At 64.2% G+C, this 22,688-nt stretch carries 19 protein-coding genes and 2 tRNA genes; 14 read left to right on the forward strand and 7 right to left on the reverse strand.

From position 1 onward, the window contains the following. Positions 1-1,084: 1,084 nt before the first annotated feature. Positions 1,085-1,819: a hypothetical protein gene (locus BDW41_RS12010; RefSeq protein WP_233496854.1), complete on the reverse strand. Its 735-nt coding sequence runs from the start codon at positions 1,817-1,819 to the stop codon at positions 1,085-1,087. Between the two features lie 893 nt (positions 1,820-2,712). Between BDW41_RS12010 and BDW41_RS12020 the strand changes: the two genes are divergently transcribed. Continuing rightward, positions 2,713-3,129: a hypothetical protein gene (locus BDW41_RS12020; protein WP_146217342.1), complete on the forward strand. Its 417-nt coding sequence runs from the start codon at positions 2,713-2,715 to the stop codon at positions 3,127-3,129. 39 nt (positions 3,130-3,168) lie between these two features. Here BDW41_RS12020 and BDW41_RS12025 read toward each other — a convergent pair whose 3' ends face one another. Continuing rightward, on the reverse strand, positions 3,169-3,723 hold the full coding sequence (locus BDW41_RS12025; RefSeq protein WP_074547804.1) for a GspH/FimT family pseudopilin: 555 nt from the start codon (positions 3,721-3,723) through the stop codon (positions 3,169-3,171). A gap of 152 nt (positions 3,724-3,875) precedes the next feature. On the opposite strand from BDW41_RS12025, the gene uvrB reads away from it, so the two are divergent. Together uvrB and BDW41_RS12035 are read left to right on the forward strand one after the other, a co-directional pair. Then, complete coding sequence (gene uvrB / locus BDW41_RS12030) at positions 3,876-5,900, forward strand: excinuclease ABC subunit UvrB (protein WP_074547803.1); 2,025 nt, start codon at positions 3,876-3,878, stop codon at positions 5,898-5,900. Positions 5,901-5,980: 80 nt separating this feature from the next. Then, a tRNA-Val gene (locus BDW41_RS12035) sits at positions 5,981-6,055 on the forward strand. Between the two features lie 154 nt (positions 6,056-6,209). Here BDW41_RS12035 and BDW41_RS12040 read toward each other — a convergent pair. The 4 genes from BDW41_RS12040 to BDW41_RS12055 form a co-directional block, all read right to left on the reverse strand. Next, positions 6,210-6,719 (reverse strand): transposase, encoded by a 510-nt coding sequence (locus BDW41_RS12040; protein WP_074547802.1) that lies wholly within the window; start codon positions 6,717-6,719, stop codon positions 6,210-6,212. A gap of 1,114 nt (positions 6,720-7,833) precedes the next feature. Further along, on the reverse strand, positions 7,834-8,577 hold the full coding sequence (locus tag BDW41_RS12045; RefSeq protein WP_074547801.1) for an FkbM family methyltransferase: 744 nt from the start codon (positions 8,575-8,577) through the stop codon (positions 7,834-7,836). Between the two features lie 33 nt (positions 8,578-8,610). Beyond that, a complete protein-coding gene (locus BDW41_RS12050) occupies positions 8,611-10,842 on the reverse strand; it encodes a hypothetical protein (protein ID WP_146217343.1) in 2,232 nt (743 codons plus the stop codon). Between the two features lie 5 nt (positions 10,843-10,847). Then, positions 10,848-11,612, reverse strand: a complete 765-nt coding sequence (locus tag BDW41_RS12055) for a hypothetical protein (RefSeq protein ID WP_074547799.1) — start codon at positions 11,610-11,612, stop codon at positions 10,848-10,850. An 8-nt stretch (positions 11,613-11,620) separates the two neighbouring features. Between BDW41_RS12055 and BDW41_RS12060 the strand changes: the two genes are divergently transcribed. Beyond that, positions 11,621-11,854, forward strand: a complete 234-nt coding sequence (locus tag BDW41_RS12060; protein ID WP_233496855.1) for a fimbrial protein — start codon at positions 11,621-11,623, stop codon at positions 11,852-11,854. A 387-nt stretch (positions 11,855-12,241) separates the two neighbouring features. Continuing rightward, on the forward strand, positions 12,242-12,694 hold the full coding sequence (locus BDW41_RS12065; protein WP_199535329.1) for a CopD family protein: 453 nt from the start codon (positions 12,242-12,244) through the stop codon (positions 12,692-12,694). 236 nt (positions 12,695-12,930) lie between these two features. Here BDW41_RS12065 and BDW41_RS12070 read toward each other — a convergent pair whose 3' ends face one another. Then, positions 12,931-13,938, reverse strand: a complete 1,008-nt coding sequence (locus tag BDW41_RS12070) for an NAD-dependent epimerase (RefSeq protein ID WP_074547797.1) — start codon at positions 13,936-13,938, stop codon at positions 12,931-12,933. Positions 13,939-14,407: 469 nt separating this feature from the next. Between BDW41_RS12070 and thrS the strand changes: the two genes are divergently transcribed. The 9 genes from thrS to BDW41_RS12115 all read left to right on the forward strand — a co-directional run bounded on the left by thrS (position 14,408) and on the right by BDW41_RS12115 (position 22,660). Beyond that, positions 14,408-16,309 carry a threonine--tRNA ligase gene (thrS, locus tag BDW41_RS12075; protein ID WP_074547796.1) on the forward strand — a complete coding sequence of 634 codons (1,902 nt, stop codon included), beginning with the start codon at positions 14,408-14,410 and terminating at the stop codon, positions 16,307-16,309. 45 nt (positions 16,310-16,354) lie between these two features. After that, complete coding sequence (gene infC / locus BDW41_RS12080) at positions 16,355-16,879, forward strand: translation initiation factor IF-3 (protein WP_074547795.1); 525 nt, start codon at positions 16,355-16,357, stop codon at positions 16,877-16,879. Positions 16,880-17,499: 620 nt separating this feature from the next. Continuing rightward, a complete protein-coding gene (rpmI, locus tag BDW41_RS12085) occupies positions 17,500-17,697 on the forward strand; it encodes a 50S ribosomal protein L35 (RefSeq protein ID WP_019467379.1) in 198 nt (65 codons plus the stop codon). A gap of 16 nt (positions 17,698-17,713) precedes the next feature. Then, complete coding sequence (gene rplT / locus BDW41_RS12090; protein ID WP_038615749.1) at positions 17,714-18,073, forward strand: 50S ribosomal protein L20; 360 nt, start codon at positions 17,714-17,716, stop codon at positions 18,071-18,073. 260 nt (positions 18,074-18,333) lie between these two features. Then, on the forward strand, positions 18,334-19,329 hold the full coding sequence (pheS, locus tag BDW41_RS12095; RefSeq protein ID WP_074547794.1) for a phenylalanine--tRNA ligase subunit alpha: 996 nt from the start codon (positions 18,334-18,336) through the stop codon (positions 19,327-19,329). Positions 19,330-19,472: 143 nt separating this feature from the next. Then, a complete protein-coding gene (gene pheT, locus BDW41_RS12100; RefSeq protein ID WP_074547793.1) occupies positions 19,473-21,884 on the forward strand; it encodes a phenylalanine--tRNA ligase subunit beta in 2,412 nt (803 codons plus the stop codon). Position 21,885: 1 nt separating this feature from the next. After that, positions 21,886-22,185: an integration host factor subunit alpha gene (gene ihfA, locus BDW41_RS12105; protein WP_019467382.1), complete on the forward strand. Its 300-nt coding sequence runs from the start codon at positions 21,886-21,888 to the stop codon at positions 22,183-22,185. Further along, positions 22,166-22,522 (forward strand): MerR family transcriptional regulator, encoded by a 357-nt coding sequence (locus tag BDW41_RS12110; RefSeq protein WP_019467383.1) that lies wholly within the window; start codon positions 22,166-22,168, stop codon positions 22,520-22,522. The genes ihfA and BDW41_RS12110 overlap by 20 nt, the downstream gene beginning before the upstream one ends. Positions 22,523-22,583: 61 nt before the next feature. Then, positions 22,584-22,660 (forward strand) — tRNA-Pro (locus BDW41_RS12115). The last annotated feature ends 28 nt before the right edge of the window (positions 22,661-22,688 follow it).

Genomic DNA, 22,688 nt, shown 5'->3' on the forward strand with positions numbered 1-22,688 from the left:
TGCTGGCGCTGGCTGACCGCCATGGCTTCGACACTGCTCCCATCCATCGCCTACACAACCTGGACGTGGCTGCCTGCGCGAGATTGGACGACAGCCAGCTATTGACCTATCTGGAATTGCTGGACGATTCCGCTACGCGATGGGCGGGCAAAAAGCCGGTAGGCCATGACGCGGTAATCCACTGCCACCACTGCGGCCCAGTGTGGGTGCACCCAAGCGTGGCTGCCGTACTTCCGGTGGTGGATGGCTGGCCCCGTGCGCTCGGGTGTCCATGGTGCGCGATACGAAAGGCAGGCGCATATATCCCCCACCCATCGGTGCAGTGCATGGGGTGTCGTCGCTACACGTCCGACCCGGTCAACCCGGCAGCGGGTATGGGCCAATGCGCCAGCGGCAAGGGCATGCACTACCCGATGCAGCAGCATCCGTGCGAGGCGTTCAAACCTTTACCTGGGGGCTGAGCCATGGCCGATGGTGGGCAGACCATTGACCAGTCCGAGGTCATCGAACGTGCTGCACGACGACTGGCTCGTGCACTAGGAACCGGCTATGGCTGGAATCCATCGATGCAGGAGGCTCGCGTAGGTGTACCCGGTAGGGAGGTACTGGACGAGTCGTGCGTGCTCGCCATTTCCCGGCGGGGCCAGGTCACAGAGCAGGCTGCGAGGTCTATCGGCGGTTCCCTGCATGTCCGCCGCCAGCAACGTTGGAGTACATCGCGTGGCGTGGTTGCGATCCCGAGCTATCACCACGATAGTGACGCGCTAGCAGCGCTGAGCTTCGCCAGGCTGGATGGTCCGTTGGAGGCCATCCTGTTGCTGTATGCGACCGGTGATGTGCTTAGGTATTGGCCGACTGTAAAGCTGTTTGGTTTGGCTTCGAAACCCAGTCGGTTTGCGGATGAAGCGCTGACTGATGCCATGCAGCGCATCCTTTGCGGTAGGGCCGCAGTGTCCCAAGACAATCGGGCGCGAGAACTCGGTGTACGAGCGGAGAGCTATCGCAGATCAACGAAGTCGTACGAAGAGCGACTATTTGTTTGGCTTGTTGAAGCTGCGAAACGATATTGCTGTGCGTTATCAAATTAAAGTGCGCAGTCAGTTGGCTCCATGTGAGAGACTTTTAGGTATATCGCTTTCGCCTCTTCTTCCGTCCTCATGAGAGAAGGGTACATATGGAACTCTTTCGCGCCTCTGGCGACATCGAGATAGAACGTGGCGACATCGCTGCCTCTGTCAAAGCCGATGATATCGTCCATGCATCCAGCGATAAGCCTGCTATCGCGGTCAAAGTAACCATCGACAAACTCAAGGAACTCAGCAGGGTGGCTGCAAGTGAATTCTAGGGGGCTACTGTCGCCGGCTCGCTGTCGGATTGCATCGTCGAGATCCGACCAGAGCAGATATTCACATATCTTGGTCTGATAAGAAGCATCGAACTTGATGCGAAGCTGGCTGTCCCCTCTCATTGAATTGGCTCGGCGTTGCTCGTCAGTAGAGCCGAGTATGTGTTTCAAATAATTTGCCGGCCTTAGCGTTAGAAGAGACCTACCGACCCTTGAAAATGCTTTGTCCAACGCATCTTTCCATCGAGTTGTCGATATTGTATCGACTAGCCATTCCAGGTCCTCCTCGTAGAGGTCCAGCATGCCTGGATCTATGTCTCCCATGGGGATATATGCATGGAGGCCATCGCTCAGCACTGAGCGGGCGACTTCGGGTGCCGTGCAACAGACGCTCGCGAACCACAGCATCTTGGCAATCTCAAGCAGCCCAGAATGCTTGAGCGCGCAAGCGCTACCTGAATCAGGTTCAGGCATGCTCAATGCGTCGCGAATGCGGTCTTCGTCTGTCTGCGTCATTGTGTGTGATCGATAAGTACGTTGGTGGATGAAACTTCGATTCTTCCACAGACAGGGGTAAGGATGGTATTTGGGACGGAAACACACCCTGCCAACGACTAATTCAGTAGAGGGGCGTACTGCCTTGCGGAGCCGGCCTTCCCGGTGTAGGGGTTTACGTTCCCCTTGGTCGACCAGTTGTTGAGCTTGGTGTGATCAGGGGCCGTGCGGTAGTGGGCCGGGACGTAGGCGCCCGTCTTGGTGGTATGGCCGCTGACGTGTACGGGCGAGGAGGAATGGCCGCTGCTGTGGCTACCCCTGGCGAGGGTAGCGGTCGGCAGTGCGAGCGCCGCCAAAGCCAGCCCAGCCAACACTGAGAGCGTAACGGTCTGTTTCATGGTTTTCCCCTGTGACTGACATGCACCGAGTGCCGCCCGAATATAGGGCGCCAGGGGAGATCGATCCTTACCACTTGCGGTGTAGTCGCCCAAATCTTCCGACGCTGCAAATGGCGACCCATCCCAGCCTACGAGCCGGGTATTTCCCTATCAGCCACCCGGGGGCAGAACAGGGGTACCAGGCCGATTTGTGAGTAACTTTGGGAGTAACTTTTGGTGTGAAGCCTGAAGATTGGCTAAATTTCTGGATTTGTGAGTCCAACTTCGGCGCCATATTCAAGAAAACCTCGCCAACTGGCGGGGTTTTTTTATGCCTGAAATGCGCGTCCCGTGGTGACGGAGCAGGCCCGTCGATGTGGACGCGGGCTCAAGATTCGGTGAAGGTCCCGTCGTGGTTCAAGGTCGTGAATGCGGTTTCGCGGGCGTGCTGCCCGTCATGGCCGGGCTTCGCCTAGACATGGGATACACCACGGGATGTCGAAGATCATCCGGGCGGGAGTTGTGGGCATCCATCGTTGCTGCGGGCACAGGGGCATCGCGAGGCTAGGCATGGGGCGCGCGTGGCGGATCGTCATCGGAACGCTGTGGCTTGCCGGCTGCGCGAGCACGGGCGACCTGACCCACAACAAGCCGACGTTCCAGGGCAGCACTGCCAAGCTGGACTCCGTGTACGCGGCCTGCGTCCAACGCAGGTGGACTGCCATCTCGCCCACCGCGCGCATCGTGGAGAGCCCGACCGAGCTGCAGGTGGTGGCGGGCAATGAGACCACGCATATGGAGGAGCAACTGGTCATCCGCAGCAAGGCCATGGGCGCAGATGTGGCGTTGTACGAGCGCATTGAGGTGCTTGCACTGCGTGGATATCGCGAGGCGGCGAAAGCTTGCCTCTAGAACGAGTGGTGCTCCATTACAACGAACGCGAGCAGCACGCTAACCACCCGCCGCACAACGGCCGGCCTCATCGTCGGCCGGCTTCTTGTTGGCCACGCGCCCCATGTTGGACACCGTGATCGCCAGCGCATCCTCCTGATGCCCCGACCGGCACAGCACAAAGGTGACGTTGCTGCCGCCGGTCGTGCCGTCCGGCTGAAAGCGGACGCGCTTGCGGCCCGCCGTGCTCATGATGATCAGCTTGGGGTAGCTGCCGTGCACCTGCGATGGCGGTCCATCCAGCTGGTCCGCATTGGTGGTGCGATAGCGGCCGATGGCCCAGCCGCGCTCCCAGTGCGTGTCATCGGCGCACTGCGTGCCATTGGCCGAAGGGCAAAACAGGGTGCGTTGGCGGCCGGTGATGGCCGCGCTCCGCGCGTGCTGTAGCGCCGCGACCAGCTCGATCTGGGCGGTGACCAGCCGTTGACGCGCCAGCATGCCGCCCAGCGCCGGAACGGCCACGCACAGCAGCACGGCGGCGACGGTCATGGCCACGATGGCCTCGATCAGGGTGAATCCGGCCTGGGTCAGGCGCGAATTCCGGCCATTTTCCATGCTTGGGCTCCTGTCTGGGGGAGCCATTCAGCCTAGTGATGAGGCCGCTGCGTCTCAGTCGGCCAAGGCCCGGGAGCGGCGTCGTAGCCTGCTGACAGGCCCTGTCAGCAGGGCGATTTAAAATGCCGGCACGCGACCGCATGTAGAAGGCCATGACTGACCGCTTCGAACTCGTCTCCCCCTACAAGCCCTCCGGCGACCAGCCCGAGGCCATCCGCGTGCTCAGCGAGGGCTTTGAATCCGGCCTGGCGGCACAGACGCTGCTGGGCGTCACCGGCTCGGGCAAGACCTTCACCATCGCCAACGTGATCGAGAAGGTGCAGCGCCCGACCATCGTGCTCGCGCCCAACAAGACGCTGGCGGCGCAGCTGTACGGTGAGTTCAAGGAGTTCTTCCCGCACAACGCGGTGGAATACTTCGTCAGCTACTACGACTACTACCAGCCCGAAGCGTACGTGGCGGCGTCCGACACCTATATCGAGAAAGACGCCTCGATCAACGATCACATCGAGCAGATGCGACTGGCCGCCACCAAGGCGCTGCTGTCGCGCAAGGATGCGCTGATCGTCGCCACCGTATCCGCCATCTACGGCCTGGGCGATCCCGAGGATTACCTGTCGCTGCGCCTGATCCTCGCCAAGGGCGAGCACATCGACCAGCGCCAGCTGATCCGTCAGCTCACCGAACTGCAGTACACGCGCAACGAGATGGAACTGCGTCGCGGCACGTACCGCGTGCGCGGCGAAGTCATCGACGTCTTTCCGGCCGAATCGGAAAACGAAGCGCTGCGCATCGAACTGTTCGATGGTGACATCGAAAACATGGCGCTGTTCGATCCGCTCACCGGCGAAACCATCCGCAAGGTGCCGCGCTACACCATCTATCCGCGCACGCACTATGCCAGCACGCGCGAGAGCGTGCTCAACGCCATCGAGACCATCAAGGTCGAGCTGAAGGAGCGCCTGGAGCAGCTCTACAAGGACAACAAGCTGGTGGAAGCGCAGCGCCTCGACCAGCGCACGCGCTTCGATCTGGAAATGATGGCCGAGGTCGGCTACTGCCAGGGCATCGAGAACTACTCGCGCCACCTCACGCGGCGCGGCGCCGGCGAACCGCCGCCGACCTTGTTCGACTATCTGCCGGCGGATGCGCTGCTGGTGGTCGACGAATCCCACGTCACCATTCCGCAGCTCGGCGCCATGTACAAGGGCGACCGTTCGCGCAAGGAAACCCTGGTGGAATTCGGCTTCCGACTGCCATCGGCGATGGACAATCGGCCGCTGCGCTTCGAGGAGTGGGAGGCGCGTGCGCCGCGCTCCATCTACGTCTCCGCCACGCCGCGTGACTACGAACTGCAGAAATCCGGCGACCAGATCGTCGAGCTGGTGGTGCGCCCCACCGGCCTCATCGATCCGGAAGTGGAAGTGCGCCCCGTGCGCACCCAGGTAGACGACCTGCTCGGCGAAGTGAACAAGCGCGTGGCCATGGGCGATCGCGTGCTGGTCACCACGCTCACCAAGCGCATGGCCGAAAACCTCACCGAGTACCTGGGCGAGCACGGCATCAAGGTGCGTTACCTGCACTCGGACATCGAGACCGTGGAGCGCGTGGAGATCATCCGCGACCTGCGCCTGGGCGAGTTCGACGTGCTGGTCGGCATCAACCTGCTGCGCGAAGGCCTGGACATGCCCGAGGTCTCGCTGGTGGCGATTCTCGATGCCGACAAGGAAGGCTTCCTGCGTTCCACCGGCTCGCTGATCCAGACCATCGGCCGCGCCGCCCGCAACGTGCGCGGTAAGGCCATTCTCTACGCCGACAACATCACCCGTTCCATGCAAGCGGCGATGGACGAAACCGCGCGCCGCCGTGAGAAACAGCAGGCCTACAACGAAGCCCACGGCATCACGCCTCAGTCGGTGGTGCGACGCATCGCGGACATCATGGAAGGCGCGCGCAGCGAAGCCCCGACGCGTGGCCGCGGCCGTCGCGGCGAACGCCAGGGTGCCGCCGCCGTGGCGGAGAAGGGTGGCGACTACGCCGCCCTGAGCGCCGACCAGGCCTCCGCCATGATCAAGAAGCTCGAAGCGCAGATGTACAAACACGCCGAAAACCTGGAGTTCGAGGAGGCCGCCCGCCTGCGCGACCAGATCCACAAACTGCGCGAACGGGCCAGCTGAGCAGGGCCAGGGCGGGGTGGTTGTCCCCGGCCCCCGGAGCACGTATACTGCGCGGCTCGCACGGCATGCCGGCGAGAACCGGGCGGTTAGCTCAGCGGTAGAGCACTACCTTGACATGGTAGGGGTCACAAGTTCGATCCTTGTACCGCCCACCAATTTGGAATCAGCAGCGGCGCAGCTTTCGAGCTTGCGCCGCTTCTGTTTTCTGGGGCGACTGACCCTGGACTGACCCCACGTAGCACGTAGCCCGGATGGAACCAAAGGCGGAATCCGGGATCACCTCGGTCCGCAGCCCGAACAAAAGCGCAGTTACTCGCCAAGTCGCCCAGCTGGCTCGCCCGCACACGCCCAATCCATCGGCAATCGGCCATCCCGCACGAAACGATGGAACGACGACCATGGCCAATCCGCGACCCGACCGACATGGCCATGCTTGACCGGGTTGTAGTGGATGTAATCCACATGCTTGGCGAAATCGGCTTCGTCGCGAATCAGATGTTCCCAGAATCGTGGCTGCCAGATGCGCCTGGCGTCAGCGGCCCATCCGCGTCGCGGGAGATGCCGCACGAACAGCGATTTGCACATGCGCCAGCGGCCTGAGTAATCCGCATCGTCAGCCGGTAGCGTCCAGATGGCATGCAGATGCTCTGGAAGCACCACGAACGCGTCGATATGGAACGGTCGCCGAAGACGCGTCTGGCGCAATGCATCGCGCAACATATCGACATGCGACACCAGGGTGTCCGCACGCCGGTTACGCAGCACGACTGTGAAGAAATACGTTCCACCCATCACAAGGGTGCGTCGATAGTTGACCATCCAGCCAATCTACCGGCATCGTCCAACATCACGACAGCGGCCGTAGCCCGGATGAAGCGTAGCGGGAATCCGGGACCATCGTGCGATAACGCCTCGTTGAGCCAGGATATGCGTATTGTCGGTCCGCTTTTCTCGGCAGCCGGAGTCCCGGATTCCGCCTTCGGCTCCATCCGGGCTACGAGTCGCACAGCCCGTAGCCCGGATGAAGCGTAGCGAAATCCGGGAAAGACGTGCGAGAACATCCAAGGTATTCATCGTCGCTGTTTTGCGCTTGCCACGCGCGACAAACCCGGATTCCGCCTTGCGGCTCCATCCGGGCTACTGATTCTGGGTGTGGCGTGCCGAAGGGGCACGCCACAGGGGGATCAACCGACCTGCGTAAACCTCACGCCGATGCGCCGCTTATCGCGACATCCCGATGGCGTTGCCCGCGCGGGCCGCTCCGGCCTTTGATGCGGGCCTTGCTCCATGACGCTGTCCGTCTCCGCATGCCGCCCATGTCGCGGCATGCGGAGTCACGCCTCGCCGTCGACGTGCGAGGGTGCTGCCACCTAAACGGGTCATGGATGCGGGGAGCACAACGCTGCGCGGTGGCGCTGTCGGATTCGCGCTATGCGAACTGTCGGGGAAAAGAGTGAGGTGGTTGTCTTTGGTAAAAGACGGGTGAACGCGTGCCTTATGATCCGGCGTAGCCATGATCAACTCTCCAGAAGTTGGTGGTGGTCAGCGGGCTGCATGGGAGGCACCCCATGCAGCCCGCGCTACTCACGACACTGCTGCCGTGGCCGCCCGCAACCCGTCCGAAGACCCCGCGAGCAGCGTCACTACCATAGCAATGCCTGGGCTGATCGCCTGTAGGGTTTCATGCGCGATAGTCCGTCAGGCTTCATCGCCGAAACACGTAGCACGCCGCCGTAGCCCGGATGAAGCGGAGCGTAATCCGGGGTGGACGTGCGATACCGCTTGGAACGAGCACCACGCTTGGGGCCGGACGGAGAATGTGCGTAGGGATGGGGAATGAAGGGTCCCGGATTTCGCTGCGCTTCATCCGGGCTACGTGATCACGTGGCTGCGTGGATACAAAAAAGCCTCCGGTCGGAGGCTTTTTTGCGGATCAGATTTCCTGCAGATGGTCGAAGGAGAGACGCCCCTCGATCGGTGCCGCGATGACGTTCTGGAACACGCGGCCGGGGAAGATGTTGTCGGTCTGGTCGCCGTAGTTGTCCTTGTTGAACAGGTAGGGCAGGTGGGACCAGCAGCGGTAGCCGAGTTCCTTGATCACCTTCACCTCGGCGATGGACTGTTCCACCGTGCCCAGGCGCAGGTAGATCACCGGGCGATGCTTGCGCACGCTTTCGTCGGCGCCGCTGAGCACGCCTTCGAGCGTGCCGGGCTGGTTCACCTTGAGCAGGTGCAGCGCTTCCAGGCCCAGGCTGTCGATGTTGGTTACGCGCACGCGCTCGTTGGTGGCTGTGCCGATGTTGGGCAGCAGGTCCACCAGCTGCGCCTGGCTGGAATGGCGGCCCAGCCACACGGGCAGGGTGTGCACGTTGGTCAGGCCATTAATGGCCAGGTTGGCGCACAGCTGCTGGAATTCCAGGCGGCGCGGCTCGGCGGTGTGCACTTCGCCCTGTGCGCCGACGGCGCGCGACAGCCACAGCGTGTGTGCGCCGTAGTCGGCGCCGAATTCCACGACGGTCTGGCCTTCTTCGACGAAGGTGCTGAGCAGGTCGAGTTCCTGCTCCATCCATTCGCCCAGCAGGCTGAGCGAGCGGGTAGTGAGGTTGTCGGCGGCAATGGCGTTCATCACGCCATAGCGGGTGTTCCACATGCGCTGTGACATTTCTGCGGCGTTCATTGGGGTCTCCTGGTAGATCGATGATGGCGGGGGTTAGCGGGTGCTCTGGCCGATGCTTTGCGCAAGGCGCATGCATTGATTCAGGCGTTTCCATTGAGGGTCGTTGGCGGCCTCGGCGGGCGCGTTCGGCAGGCGTGTCAGCGAGTCGCGCCACAGGCGCAGAAGCTCGGCATCGTGGCAGCCGGCGTCCCAGGCGGTTTCGCACAGCCGGGCAGCGTCCGCGGCGTTGCCGGCGACGAAAGAGCAGCGTGCCGACAGGCGAAGCGCATCGGGTTCGTACGGCGCGGCGACGCGCAGGCGCTCGGCCAGCGACACCAGCTCGCGAGCTTCCCCGGCCGAGGGCTTGGCGATGTCGAACAGCGCCAGGCGGGCGGTGATGCCGCAGGTGAGCGCACGTGCCAGGTTGCCGTCCTCCACCGCGGCCGAGGCATCGGAGTAGTGAATGGCTTGTTTCAGCGCGGCGCCACGCTCGCGCGGGTCCACCAGCGCAGCGCGGGCCAGCGCGACTTCGGCGCGGCCGAGCAGGATCGTTTCCGGGGAAAGCGCCTGCGAGCGGGTATGGGCGAGCAGGGCGTCGGCCTGTTCCAGCGTATCGAGCGCCGCACCCACCGATTCGTTCGCCGAGCGCAGGCGCAGGTAGTAGGCCCGCGCAAAATGCACCGCGCCGATGTCGTCGGGCGAAAGCGATTCGATCCGTTCGAACAGCTGCTCGGCTTCCGCGAATTTCTCGCGGGCCGGGCGTTCGCTGAGCATGCCGGCCCACTCGCGCAGCACCTTGATCCACGACAGTAGCGGCAGCACGGTGCGTACGTCCTGCAATTTCGGCACGTAGGTGTCGCGCAGCTGGCGCAGGCGCATCAGGCGCGCGGCGGCTTTCAACTCGCGCAGGCGCAGCAGTTCCACGTCGATCAGGCGGGCGAGCCAGTTGTCGCGCATGTCCTGCGTCGCGTCGGCGGGCACCGTCGACAAGGCATCGGCGGCGCGCGTGAGCAGCGCATCGGCGGCGCGGCCTTGCGCGTGATGGGCTTGGGCCAGCCACACCGACACCATCAACCAGCGAGCCTCGGCATCCACATCGCTGGCCGACAAGCCTGCCAGGCGCTGTTCCGCCTGCGCCAGTTGGTGCGTGCGCGCTTCGGGGCTGGAGAGCATGGCGCGCTCGTACAGCGCGCTGGCGTGGTCGAGCACGAACTTGTTGTCGCCGTTCTGGCGGGCCGGGGCTGCGCGATCCATCAAGCGCAGCGCGGCATCCAGGCTCTCGGCGCGCGCATCGCCCTGCAAGTGGTCGGCCATGAACAGATGGCAGCGGATCAGCGCGCTGCCCAGCATGGCCTCGCGGCTGGGCTCCGCGGCAATGGCGCGATGGAAGGCCTCGATGGCCTGCATCACGGCCTTGTCGGCGTTCGGCCCGTTGTCGCGCGCCGTGCGCCACCAGCACCAACCGGCGACGGTCCAGGCTTCGCCCGAGGCGTGCGGTGCCGCCAGTGCGGGCGCCAGTGCATCGAGCGCCTTGGCCGGGTAGCCGGCGGTGAGCTGCTTCTTGGCCTCGGCGATGGCGTCTTGGCGCGAATTCTCCTCCAGCTTGGCTTTGGCCGCGCTGGCCTCGCGCTGCTGAGCTTCCAGGCGCTTGGCTTCGCGCTGCGCGGCTTCGCGTTCGGCGGCTTCACGCGCCGCCGCTTCACGCTGCATGGCTTCGCGGCGGGCGGCTTCGCGCTCAGCGGCTTCACGCTGCTGTGCTTCGCGGCGCGCGGCTTCACGCTCGGCGGCTTCGCGTTGCTGGGCTTCGCGCAGGGCGGCTTCGCGTTCCGCGGCTGCGCGTGCCTCTGCCGCCGCAAGCAGCGCTTCGCGCTCCTGCAGTTCGCGTTCCATGGCGTTGCGTTGTGCGGCTTCCGCCTCGGCCACGCTCGGCTGCGCGTTGGCCACGGCTTCTTCGGCACGAGCGGCTTCCTGCACCGCAGGTGCAGCGGGGGACTGCGCGGACAGCACGGGCGAGGCCATCGCGACACCGTCGGCAGGTGACGAAGAATTATCGTAATCCTGGGCCGGTGCGGCCGCTTCGGTAATCCTACGGACGTCCTCGCCTGTTTCGACAGGTGTCACGGATGCCACGGCGATGGCCGCCACAGGTGCATCCGCCAGCGCGTTCGACACCACGTTTTCTTCACCCGACACCGGCGCATCGACAGGGTCGTTCACCTGCGTACCGGTGACCCAGTGCAGGAAGGCGTCGTCGTCCAGCGACAGATCGATCTTCGGCGGGCGCATCGGCTTCACCAGGCCGTAGCGGCTGTCCTGGCCGGCTTCATCCGCGGCGCTTCACCGGTGTTGGGCGCCCAGCTGTCCAGGCGCACGCTGTGCACCGGCCACACGCGGGGGAGTTCGGGAAGCTCCGCGCCAAAGAATTCCGCGCGCGAGGCCGTCATGGTGGGGTAGCGCCAGTCCTTCCAGCTGATCACCGTGACATTGCCCGTGGCGCGGGTGTCTTTCTTGCGGCGCGTGCGCCGGACCAGCAACAGCAGCGCAGCCGACGTGGCCACCGTCGCCGCGGCCGGCACGCCCCATGCCGCCCACGACGCGCCCGGCTGTGCCAGGGCCACCGTGGTCGATACCGTGGGCGCCGACGCCGGCGCGGCGGCAGGGTGGGGGCGTGATTCCGCGTTCGGTGTCATAAAGCTTGCCGTGGTGGACGTAGCGCCCTCGGCCGCCGGAGCGGCGAAAGTGGTGTTGGCCGGCGTCTGCGCCGTGGTCGCCGCTGCCGGCGCATTGCCGGACGTCGCGGCGGCGGCATCGAGCGCCGTGCCGGCATGGGTCTTGCGCATCGGCGAGAACGCCTTGCCGTGCGACTTGGAACCTCCCAGCTTGTACGCCGGTGCAGGCGAAAGGGCCGTGTCGGCATCCGGCGCCACCACCAGGCCCGCCTTCGGGTTTTGCCCCTGCATGCCATCCACCGGTTGGCTTGCCGCATGGCGGCATGCCGTCACCGAGACGCAGGCCAGCACCAGGCCGGCGACGCTCGCCGGCGCCACCTTGACCATGGGCGGTGGTGGCCCTGGACAACAGCGCCAGCACCTCGAGCGCCACCGGTGTGGGCGTGCAACTACTGGATGGCAATGGCGCCGTCTTTCCGTTGTCGACGTACAAAACCTTCGCCGGTTACGACAAGACGAATGGCGGCAGCTACACCATTCCGTTCAAGGCACGTTATTACCAAACCGCCACACGTGTGACGCCCGGCGCGGCGAACACGTCGATGACCTTCACCATGCTCTATCAGTAACCGTAGCCCGGATGAAGCCGAAGGCGGAATCCGGGATGCGCGGCGTGTCGATGACGCTAGCGCGGAGTCGAGGAGCTTCGGTGGCGAGGATCTTGGTAAGGATTGCCGCCAGCTTGATCCCGGATTCCGCTGCGCTCCATCCGGGCTACGGTGCGTCGCCCTGTCATCGGGCGCGGAAGCTTGGCGTGATACGAGCCCGTGGCCCGGATGAAGTCGACGCCGGAATCCGGGATGGCGCGGCGCATCGATCCCGCGCGCGCTGCGCCGCCTTGTCACGGACGTGGAGCCTTGACGTGGTGCGGGGGCGGTTTGATGCTTGGGCGACTTTCAGCACTGGCCGTGGCGTTTTCGTTCGGCGATGGTGCGCCTCCCGTCCCCGAGGAAACCGTGATGACGTATCTCTGGATCAAGAGCTTTCACGTGGTGTTCGTCATCGCCTGGATGGCTACGGTGTTCTACCTGCCGCGCATCCTGGTGAACGTGGCCGAGGTGGGCGACCAGCCGGCGGTCAAGGCGCGGTTGCTGCTGATGGGGCGGCGTCTGTATCGCTTCGGGCACAACATGTTCGGCGTGGCCTTTCTGTTCGGTCTTGCCCTGTGGGAAGGGTGGCGGGTGTTTCCGCAAGCGTTGCCGAACGTGGTGGCGTCAATGCACTGGATCGATGCCAAGCTGACGCTGGTGGTGCTGATGCTGATTTATTTCAGCTGGACTGGACGGCTGCTCAAGCGGGCGGAGAAGGGCGAGGCGCTGCCTTCGTCCAAGACCTTGCGCATCATGAATGAGCTACCGGTGCTGGTGTTGCTAGGCATCGTGTTCCTGGTGATCGCCAAGCCGTTTTGAGGCAGGAAATAGGGGAGAGGAGTGAGCCACGTAGCCCGGATGAAGCGAAGCGGAATCCGGGATGGGCGTGCGGCGGTGCGGCTAGTGTTGTAACGGTGAGGCGAGGTTTTCCCGGATTGCGCTTTGCTTCATCTGGGCTACGGTTGTCGGCGCAATGATGGGTAGCGGCGAGATTCTCTCGTTTCTCACTCCTCTTCACTCACTTCTAGCTCTCTCCGTTTCTCACTCCTCTTCACTCACTTCTCAAAATACTCCCTGTACCAGGCGACGAAGCGCGCAACGCCTTCCTCGATGGTGGTAGCCGGCGCGTAGCCGACGTCGCGGCGCAGGGCGGAGACGTCGGCCCAGGTGTCGGGTACGTCGCCGGGCTGCATGGGGAGCAGGTTTTTTTCCACGCTGCGGCCGAGGTGCTGTTCCATCAGCTCGATGAAGCGCAGCAGTTGCACGGGCTGGTCGTTGCCGATGTTGTAGACGCGGTAGGGCGCATTCGATGTGCCGGGGTTGGGGTGCACGGCGTCGTAGGCGGGGTCGGGCAGGGCAGGGTGATCGAGGGTGCGGATCACGCCTTCCACGATGTCGTCGATATAGGTGAAGTCGCGGCTGTGGTTGCCGTAGTTGAATACGTCGATGGGTTCGCCACGGCTGATGCGGTCGGCGAACAGCATGGGCGACATGTCGGGCCGGCCCCAGGGGCCGTAGACGGTGAAGAAGCGCAGGCCGGTGGTGGGCAGGCCGTACAGGTGGCTGTACGTGTGCGCCATCAGTTCGTTGGCTTTCTTGCTGGCCGCGTACAGGCTGACCGGGTGGTCGACGGCGTCCTCGATGGCGAACGGCATTTTGCGGTTGGCGCCGTAGACGGAGCTGGAGGATGCGTAGACCAGGTGCTCCACCTTGTCGTGGCGGCAGGCCTCCAGGATGTTCACGAAGCCCACCAGGTTGCTCTGCACATAGGCCTGCGGGTTTTTCAGCGAGTAGCGCACGCCGGCCTGCGCGGCGAGGTTCACCACGCGCTGGGGCCGGAAGTCGGCAAAGGCCCGGTTCACCGCCTCGGCGTCGGCCAGGTCGGCGCGCAGGTGCGTGTAGTTGGCGTGGCTGGAGAACCGCGCCAGGCGGGCTTCCTTGAGCGACGGGTCGTAATAGTCGTTGTGGTTGTCGATGCCGTACACCTCGTCGCCGCGAGCCAGCAGGCGCTGGGCAAGGGCGGCGCCGATGAAGCCGGCCGTGCCGGTGACGAGAACGCGCATCGGGAAACCTCCGTGGATGGGGCGCGCATTCTAGCCGGGTGCCTTGCCGCCGGAATCGGGTAGATCTACTGAATTGACAGCGGCAGGTGCGCTAAACTAGCGTTCCAGCTGTTTTCAACCCCGGAGACAAGGTGGCCCGCGCGTCTCGCGCCGGTCGAGTGTGCGACATGGCGACTACTGACTTCCAACGCTGATCCAAGCCACGCCTTGTTTTGCGAGAAGGGCGCGTGGCGTCCTTTTTTTTGTGGTTTTTTTTGAAGTACCGGATTGCCGCGGTTTTCGCCTCACCGTCATGCCCGCGAACCCCGAAAAGGGGGCAAGAGCGGAAATCCAGCGACTTTAAGCTTTAAAGGCAAAGGCACTGGATTCCCGCTTCCGCGGGAATGACGAGTAGGGAAGGCTGGGTTTCCCGGGGTTTTTCAAAAGCAAATGAGCACGCCTCATCAAGCGGCTCGAATCAGGTGCAAACATGATCGAAATCACGCTACCCGACGGCAGCAAGCGACCGTTCGACCATCCCGTGACGGTGCAGGACGTGGCTGCCTCCATTGGCGCCGGCCTGGCCAAGGCCACGCTGGCCGGCAAGGTGAATGGCAAGCTGGTGGATGCCAGTTTCCCCATCGAGAACGACGCCAGCCTGGAAATCGTCACCGAGAAAAGCCCGGAGGCGCTGGACATCCTGCGTCACTCCACGGCGCACTTGCTCGCGCAGGCCGTGCAGCGCCTGTATCCGGGCGCGCAGGTCACCATCGGTCCGGTGATCGACAACGGCTTCTATTACGACTTCGCGTACGAGCGCCCGTTCACGCCCGACGATCTGGTGAAGATCGAGGCGGAGATGGAAAAGATCGTGAAGGAAGCCCTGCCGGTGACGCGCAGCGTGAAGTCGCGCGACGAGGCGGTGAGCTTCTTCCGCGGGCTGGGCGAGGAGTACAAGGCCGAGATCATCGAGAGCATTCCCTCGAACGAGGAGCTGTCGCTGTATTCGCAGGGCGAGTTCACGGACCTTTGCCGCGGCCCGCACGTGCCCAACACGGGCAAGCTGCGTGCGTTCAAGCTGATGAAGGTGGCAGGCGCGTATTGGCGCGGCGATTCCAACAACGCCATGCTCACGCGCATCTACGGCACGGCGTGGCTCAACGACAAGGACCTGAAGGCCTACCTGCACCAGCTGGAAGAGGCCGAAAAGCGCGATCACCGCAAGATCGGCAAGGCTCTGGACCTGTTCCACCAGCAGGAAGAAGGCCCCGGCATGGTGTTCTGGCACCCCAAGGGCTGGGCCATCTGGCAGCAGGTGGAGCAGTACATGCGCCGCGTGTACCGCAACAGCGGCTACCAGGAAGTGCGCTGCCCGCAGGTGCTGGACGTGTCGCTGTGGAAGAAATCCGGCCACTGGGACAACTATCAGGAAAACATGTTCTTCACCGAGTCGGAGAAGCACACCTACGCCCTGAAGCCGATGAACTGCCCGGGCCACGTGCAGATCTTCAACACCGACCTGCACAGCTACCGCGAGCTGCCGATCCGCTACGGCGAGTTCGGCGCGTGCCATCGCAACGAGCCCTCGGGCGCGCTGCACGGCATCATGCGCGTGCGTGCCTTCACGCAGGATGACGGCCACGTGTTCTGCACGGAAGAGCAGATCGAGTCCGAGGTAACGGCGTTCCACCAGCAGGCCATGAAGGTCTACGGCGATTTCGGTTTCGAGGACATCGCCCTGAAGATCGCCCTGCGCCCGGACAAGCGCATCGGCAGCGACGAAGTGTGGGATCGCGCCGAAGATGCTCTGCGCGCCGCGCTGGGCGCGGCCGGCGTGGCGTGGGAAGAACTGCCGGGCGAGGGTGCGTTCTACGGCCCCAAGATCGAGTACCACATGAAAGACTCCATCGGCCGCGCCTGGCAGGTGGGCACGATGCAGGTGGACTTCATGATGCCCGAGCGCCTGGGCGCCGAGTACGTGGATGAGCATTCACAGCGTCGTCACCCGGTGATGCTGCATCGTGCCATCGTCGGTTCGATGGAGCGTTTCATCGGCATCCTGATCGAGCATCACGCCGGCCTGCTGCCGACGTGGCTGTCGCCGGTGCAGGCCGCCGTGTTCAGCATCACGGACGCCCAGGCCGACTATGTCCGCGAAGTGACGCAAACCCTTGTCGACAAAGGTTTCCGCGTACACGCCGATTTGCGCAATGAAAAGGTCGGCTATAAAATCCGCGAACATACGTTGCAGAAAGTCCCTTACCTGCTGGTCGTCGGAGATCGCGAGAAGGAAGCAGGGGCCGTTTCTGTGCGTACACGTTCCGGCGAAGACCTGGGCAGCATGCCGCTGGCCGCGTTCGCCGAACGCCTGGAAGCCGAGACCCGTCGCTAAGCGGCGGGCCGGCATAATCAAGAAACTCTTCTGGAGGATAGTGGTATCGCTACCACCGACACTAAGGGCAATCGCCGTAACCACGAAATCCGCGTGCCGCGCGTTCGTGTCATCGGTCCCGATTCGGAACAGCTGGGCATCCTGAGCCGCGACGAAGCGCTTTCCATGGCGCAGGAAGCGGGTCTGGACCTGGTCGAGATCCAGCCGAATGGCGACCCGCCGGTCTGCCGCATCATGGACTACGGCAAGTTCAAGTTCGAAGCCCAGAAGAAGGCCCAGGCGGCCAAGAAGAAGCAGAAGCAGGTCGAAATCAAGGAAGTGAAGTTCCGTCCGGTCACGGACGTGGGCGACTACCAGATCAAGCTGCGCAACATGCTTCGCTTCCTCGAGGAAGGCGACAAGGTCAAGGTCACCATCCGCTTCCGCGGCCGTGAAATGTCCCACCAGGACCTGGGCCAGAACCTGGCCAAGAAGATCCAGGAAGACGTGGGCGAGAACGGCGTGGTGGAGTCTTTCCCCCGCCTGGAAGGCCGCCAGATGGTCATGATGATCGGCCCGAAGAAGAAGTAAGTTTCGGGAAGATATGGGAAAAGCGGCTCTTGTGGGCCGCTTTTTCGTTGGTGGGGTGTTTGCGGTTTGGGCGCTTGGGGCGTTCCTGGCCGTCTGGTCACGAGCGACTCCAATCTTGCCGCGCCCCAACTCCCTCTCCCCTTCGGGGAGAGGGCGGGGGGTGAGGGGCGGATGCTCGCGAAAGCCTGCCCTACGTAGCCCGTCATTCCCGCGAAAGCGGGAATCCAGTGTCTTTCCTAGGACTAAGGCAAGGCTGAAAGTCGCTGGATGACCAGCCATTCGGCTGTTGATGAAGCGCCTCCCGCTTTCGCGGGAATGACGGCGAGGGAGTTGGGCTCCGAGGCCAGGTTGGCCCTTCCGCTACCCCCGTAGCCCGGATGAAGTGAAGCGCAATCCGGGACACGACACCCCAGGGCCAGCCGACCCCGGATTCCGCTTCGCTCCATCCGGGCTACCCGAGGGGACAGCCCAGGCTGGCAAATCCCCCCAAACCTCCCTATAATCGCCGGTTCGACCCACCAGGACGGGTCGTGCACCGATGCTGGCAGGACGGAAAGAGCGCCCCAGGCGCCGCCAGATCAGTCAGAAACCGGGGCTCAGCCCCATCAAGGAGCATTTCCATGCCCAAGATCAAGACCAACCGGGCGGCGGCGAAGCGTTTTCGCAAGACCGCGTCGGGCAAGTTCAAGGCCGGTCACGCCTTCAAGTCGCACATCCTGACCAAGAAGTCGACCAAGCGTAAGCGCAACCTGCGCGCTACCAACCACGTCAAGGCTTGCGACACCAAGGGTGTGGCACGCATGTTGCCGTATCTCTAAGGCGGAGGACTAAACCATGGCTCGTGTTAAGCGTGGCGTTACCGCCCGTCGTCGTCACAAGAAGATCATTGGCCGCGCGAAGGGTTACTACAACGCCCGTCGCAAGGTCTTCCGCGTTGCCAACCAGGCCGTCATCAAGGCTGGTCAGTACGCCTACATCGGCCGCAAGCAGCGCAAGCGTCAGTTCCGCGCCCTGTGGATCGTTCGTATCAACGCTGCGGCTCGCCAGTTCGGCCTGTCGTACAGCCGCCTGATCAACGGCCTGTCCAAGGCCGGCATCACCGTCGACCGCAAGGTGCTGGCAGACATCGCCGTGCACGACATCAAGGCGTTTGGCGCGATCGCAGAGAAGGCGAAGGCCAGTCTGGCCGCTTGATCGTCTTGCGCGTTGCGCACTGACGATATGATGTGATCAAGCGGGGAGGAGGCCACCAGCCTCCTCCCCGTTTTTGTTTGGGTTGTTCGCGATATTGCTCCCTCTCCCCTCCGGAGAGAGGGTCGGGGTGAGGGGACACGTCTTGCCACGGTTTTCAATCGCAGCACGAGGCGTGCTTCGATCGGGCGATATCGCACGAGCAGCCCCTCCACCCAGCCCTCTCCCCAGCAGCGAGAGGGAATAAAGCGAGAGTCGCATCGATGGATGACCTGGATAGCCGCGCCTCGACCGCGCTGGCCGATATCGAGAAGGCCGACACGCTGGAAGCGCTCGATGCGCTGCGCGTCAGCCTGCTGGGCAAGAGCGGCATCGTCACCGCCGCGCTGAAGGCGCTGGGTGCGCTGTCGCCCGACGAGCGCAAGGCGCGTGGTGCCGAGGTCAACCGCGTCAAGGATCGCCTTGCCGACGCGCTGGCCGCGCGCAAGCAGGTGCTGGAGCAGGCGGAGCTTAATCATCGCCTCGCCTCCGAAACCATCGACATCAGCCTGCCGGGCCGCAACGGCGAGCGCGGCGGCATTCACCCGATCACGCGTGCGCTCGAGCGCATCACCGCGATCTTCTCGCGCCTGGGCTACCAGCGCGCCGACGGTCCGGAGATCGAGGACGACTGGCACAACTTCGAGGCGCTGAATTTCCCGCCGCACCATCCGGCGCGCGCCATGCACGACACGTTCTACTTCGGCGACGGCTGCCTGCTGCGCACGCATACCTCGCCGGTACAGGTGCGTTCCATGCAGGGACGCCAGCCGCCCATCCGCATCATTGCGCCGGGCAAGGTGTACCGCAGCGATTCGGACCAGACGCACTCGCCGATGTTCCATCAGATCGAGGGCCTGCTGGTGGATGAAACCTCCAGCTTCGCGGACCTCAAGGGCACGCTGGCCGAGTTCATCCGCGCGTTCTTCGAGCGCGATTTCGAGATGCGGTTCCGCCCGAGCTACTTCCCCTTCACCGAGCCCTCGGCGGAAGTGGACATCCGCTGGGACGCGGAGGACGGCAGCACGCGCTGGCTGGAAGTGCTGGGCTGCGGCATGGTGCACCCCAACGTGCTGAAGAACTGCGGCATCGACCCGGAGCGCTACACCGGCTTCGCGTTCGGCCTGGGTGTGGAACGCTTCGCGATGCTTCGCTATGGCGTCTCCGATCTGCGCGCGTTCTTCGAGAACGATCTGCGATTCCTCAAGCAGTTTGCTTGAGGAGTGAACAGGGAATGGGGAATCGAGAATAGGTTAAGGCCTAGCGTGCGAAACCCTGCTGAGTTCCCTGATTCAAGCTTTTCTATTCCCGATTCTCTATTCCCTATTCCCGATTCTCTATTCCCTATTCCCGGGTTCAACCCATGAAATTCTCCGAGAACTGGCTGCGTCACCATGTGCCGACCAAGGCGTCGCGTGACGAACTCTCCGCGACGCTGACGGCCATCGGCCTGGAAGTGGAAGACGTCACCGCGCTGGGCGATTCGCTCGACGGCGTGGTGGTGGCGCGCATCCTCAGTGCGCAGAAGCATCCCGAGGCGGACCGCCTGCAGGTGTGCGAAGTGGATACGGGCAAGGGCACCGTGCAGATCGTGTGTGGCGCGCCCAATGCGCGCGCGGGCCTGGTGGCGCCGTTGGCCACGGTGGGCGCGACGCTGCCGGGCGGCATCGCCATCAAGGCGGCGAAACTGCGCGGCGTGGAGTCGTTCGGCATGCTGTGTTCGGCCAAGGAGCTGAGCATCGATCCGGATGCGTCGGGCCTGCTCGAACTGCCCGGCGATGCGCCGGTCGGCACGCCGCTGGCGACGTATCTGGGCCTGCCGGATGCCAGCATCGAGATCAAGCTGACGCCCAACCGCGCCGACTGCTTCAGCGTGCGCGGCATTGCCTTCGACGTCGCCGCCGCGCTCGGCGGGCAGGTCATTCCGCTCGATGCCGCCCCGGTGCCGGCGCAGAGCGATGCCACCATGAACGTGGTGCTCGACGCGGGCGCCAAGGTGCCGCGTTTCGCGGGCCGCGTGATCGAAAACGTCGACGCCAGCGTGCCGACGCCCGTATGGATGGCCGAACGCCTGCGCCGTAGCGGCCTGCGTCCGATCAGCTTTCTTGTGGACGTCACGCAGTACGTGATGCTGGAACTCGGCCAGCCGATGCACGCCTTCGACAAGGACAAGCTGGAAGGCGACGTCGTCGTGCGTCCGGCGCGCGCCAAGGAAAAGTTGGCCCTGCTCGATGGCCGCACCGTCGAACTGGACGAAGATTTCCTGGTCGTGGCCGACAGCCAGGGCGGCAAAGGCGCCCGTGCGGTGGCGCTGGGCGGCATCATGGGTGGTTCGGAGACGCGCGTCACCGACACCACGCGCCATGTGTTCCTCGAGGCCGCGCACTGGGTTCCCTCAGCCATCATCGGCCGCAGCCGCAAGCTGGGCATGCACACGGACGCCGGCCATCGCTTCGAGCGCGGCGTCGATCCGCAACTGCCGGCCGTGGCCGTGGAATACGCCACGCGGCTGATCCTGGACATCGCCGGCGGCGTGCCTGGTCCGCTGGTGGATGTCACGCTGCCCGAGCACCTGCGCTCGCCCGAACCCATCGTGCTGCGCCGTGCGCGCCTGGCGCGCGTGCTGGGCCTGACCGTGGCCGACGCGGAAGTGGAGCGCATCTTCACCGCGCTGGGCATGAAGGTCGAACCGCAGGCGGATGGCTGGAAGGTCACCGCGCCGAGCCGCCGCTTCGACATCGAGCGCGAGGAAGACCTGATCGAAGAGGTCGCGCGCATCCATGGTTACGAGAACATCCCGACGCACACGCCGGCCGGCGCGCTGACGCTGGCCGCCGAGCCGGAAGCCCGCCTCAGCGAGCTGGCCGTGCGCGAACAGCTGGCCGCCCGCGGCTACTACGAAGCGGTGAACCTGGCCTTCATCGGCCACGACGTGCTGCAGCGCTGGGGCATGACCGAGCAGCTGGTGCCGCTGGCCAACCCGCTGTCGGCGGACCTGGCGGTGATGCGTCCTTCGCTGCTGCCGGGCCTGATCGTGGCGCTCTCGCACAACCGCGCCCGCCAGCAGGAGCGCGTGCGCCTGTTCGAGCTGGGCCGCACCTTCCGTATCGATGCGCAGGCGGCTGCCCGCAAGGACGCACCGACCGAAACGCCGATGCTGGCCATGGTCGCCTGCGGCACGGCCCTGGCCGAGCAGTGGGGCGTGCCCTCGCGTGCCCTCGACTTTCATGATCTCAAGGGCGATCTCGACGCCCTGATTGCCTGGGGTGGCGAGCCCGAGCGCTGGGCGGTGCACGCGGACGGCCTGCCGGGCTGGCTGCATCCCGGCCGTGGCGCCCGCGTGACCCGCGACGGCGAGACGGTGGGCTTCCTCGGCGCGCTGCACCCCCAGCTGGCTAAAGCGCTGGATCTGGGTGCCGATGTCCATGTGCTCGAACTGGCGCTGGAGCCGGTGCTGGGCCGCCGCCTGCCCAAGGCGCAGGCCGTGCCGCGCTTCCCGTCCGTTCGCCGCGACATCGCGGTGGATGTGCCGGAAGAGGTCACCTGGTCACAGATTGAGCAGGTGGTCCGGAACACCCTGGGCAGCCAGCTCAAGGAGCTGCGACTGTTCGATCGTTATAGCGGGAAGGGAGTCGAACTAGGCCGAAAGAGTCTCGCTATGGGCTTGATTTTACAGGACGCTTCACGCACGCTTACCGACGACGACGCCGACCGTAACATTCGTGAAGCAGTCGTAGCGTTGGAGTTGGCATGCAAGGCGAAGTTGCGAGGATAAGATGGCGCTGACCAAAGCGGAGATGGCCGAGCGCCTCTTTCTAGAGGTGGGCCTCAACAAGCGTGAGGCGAAGGAATTCGTGGACGCCTATTTCGAGGTCGTCCGCGAGGCGTTGGAAAAGGGCGAGCAGGTGAAGCTGTCGGGCTTCGGCAACTTCGACCTGCGTCAGAAGAACCAGCGACCGGGCCGTAACCCCAAGACGGGCGAGGAGATTCCCATCTCCGCCCGCCGCGTGGTGACGTTCCGACCGGGTCAGAAACTCAAGGTGCGAGTCGAGGGCTATGCTGGACCAAGGGAATAACACCGAGCTGCCCGCCATTCCGGCGAAGCGCTACTTCACGATCGGTGAAGTGAGCGAACTGTGTGGCGTCAAGCCGCACGTGCTGCGGTACTGGGAACAGGAATTTCCCGCGCTCAACCCCGTCAAGCGTCGCGGCAACCGCCGCTACTACCAGCGCCACGACGTGCTGATGATCCGTCAGATCCGTGGCCTGCTGTACGACGAGGGCTTCACCATCACGGGCGCCCGCGCCCGCCTGGAAGGCCCGCAGGCGCGCATGGAGTCGAGCATTTCCCACCAGATCGTGCGCCAGGTGCGCATGGAGCTGGAAGAAGTGCTGGCGCTGCTGCGCCGCTGAGTTTTCGCTCAAGGCTTCCGGTACTGCCAGCCAAGCTGGTAGACTAGTCGTCTTGCCGAATCGGGGCGTAGCGCAGCCTGGTAGCGCATCTGCCTGGGGGGCAGAGGGTCGTGGGTTCGAATCCCGCCGTCCCGACCAATTCGGCAACACATAGGAAAACGGCGCC

The organism is Dyella sp. AtDHG13, assembly GCF_003201105.1.
Classification (GTDB): Bacteria; Pseudomonadota; Gammaproteobacteria; order Xanthomonadales; family Rhodanobacteraceae; genus Dyella; species Dyella jiangningensis_B.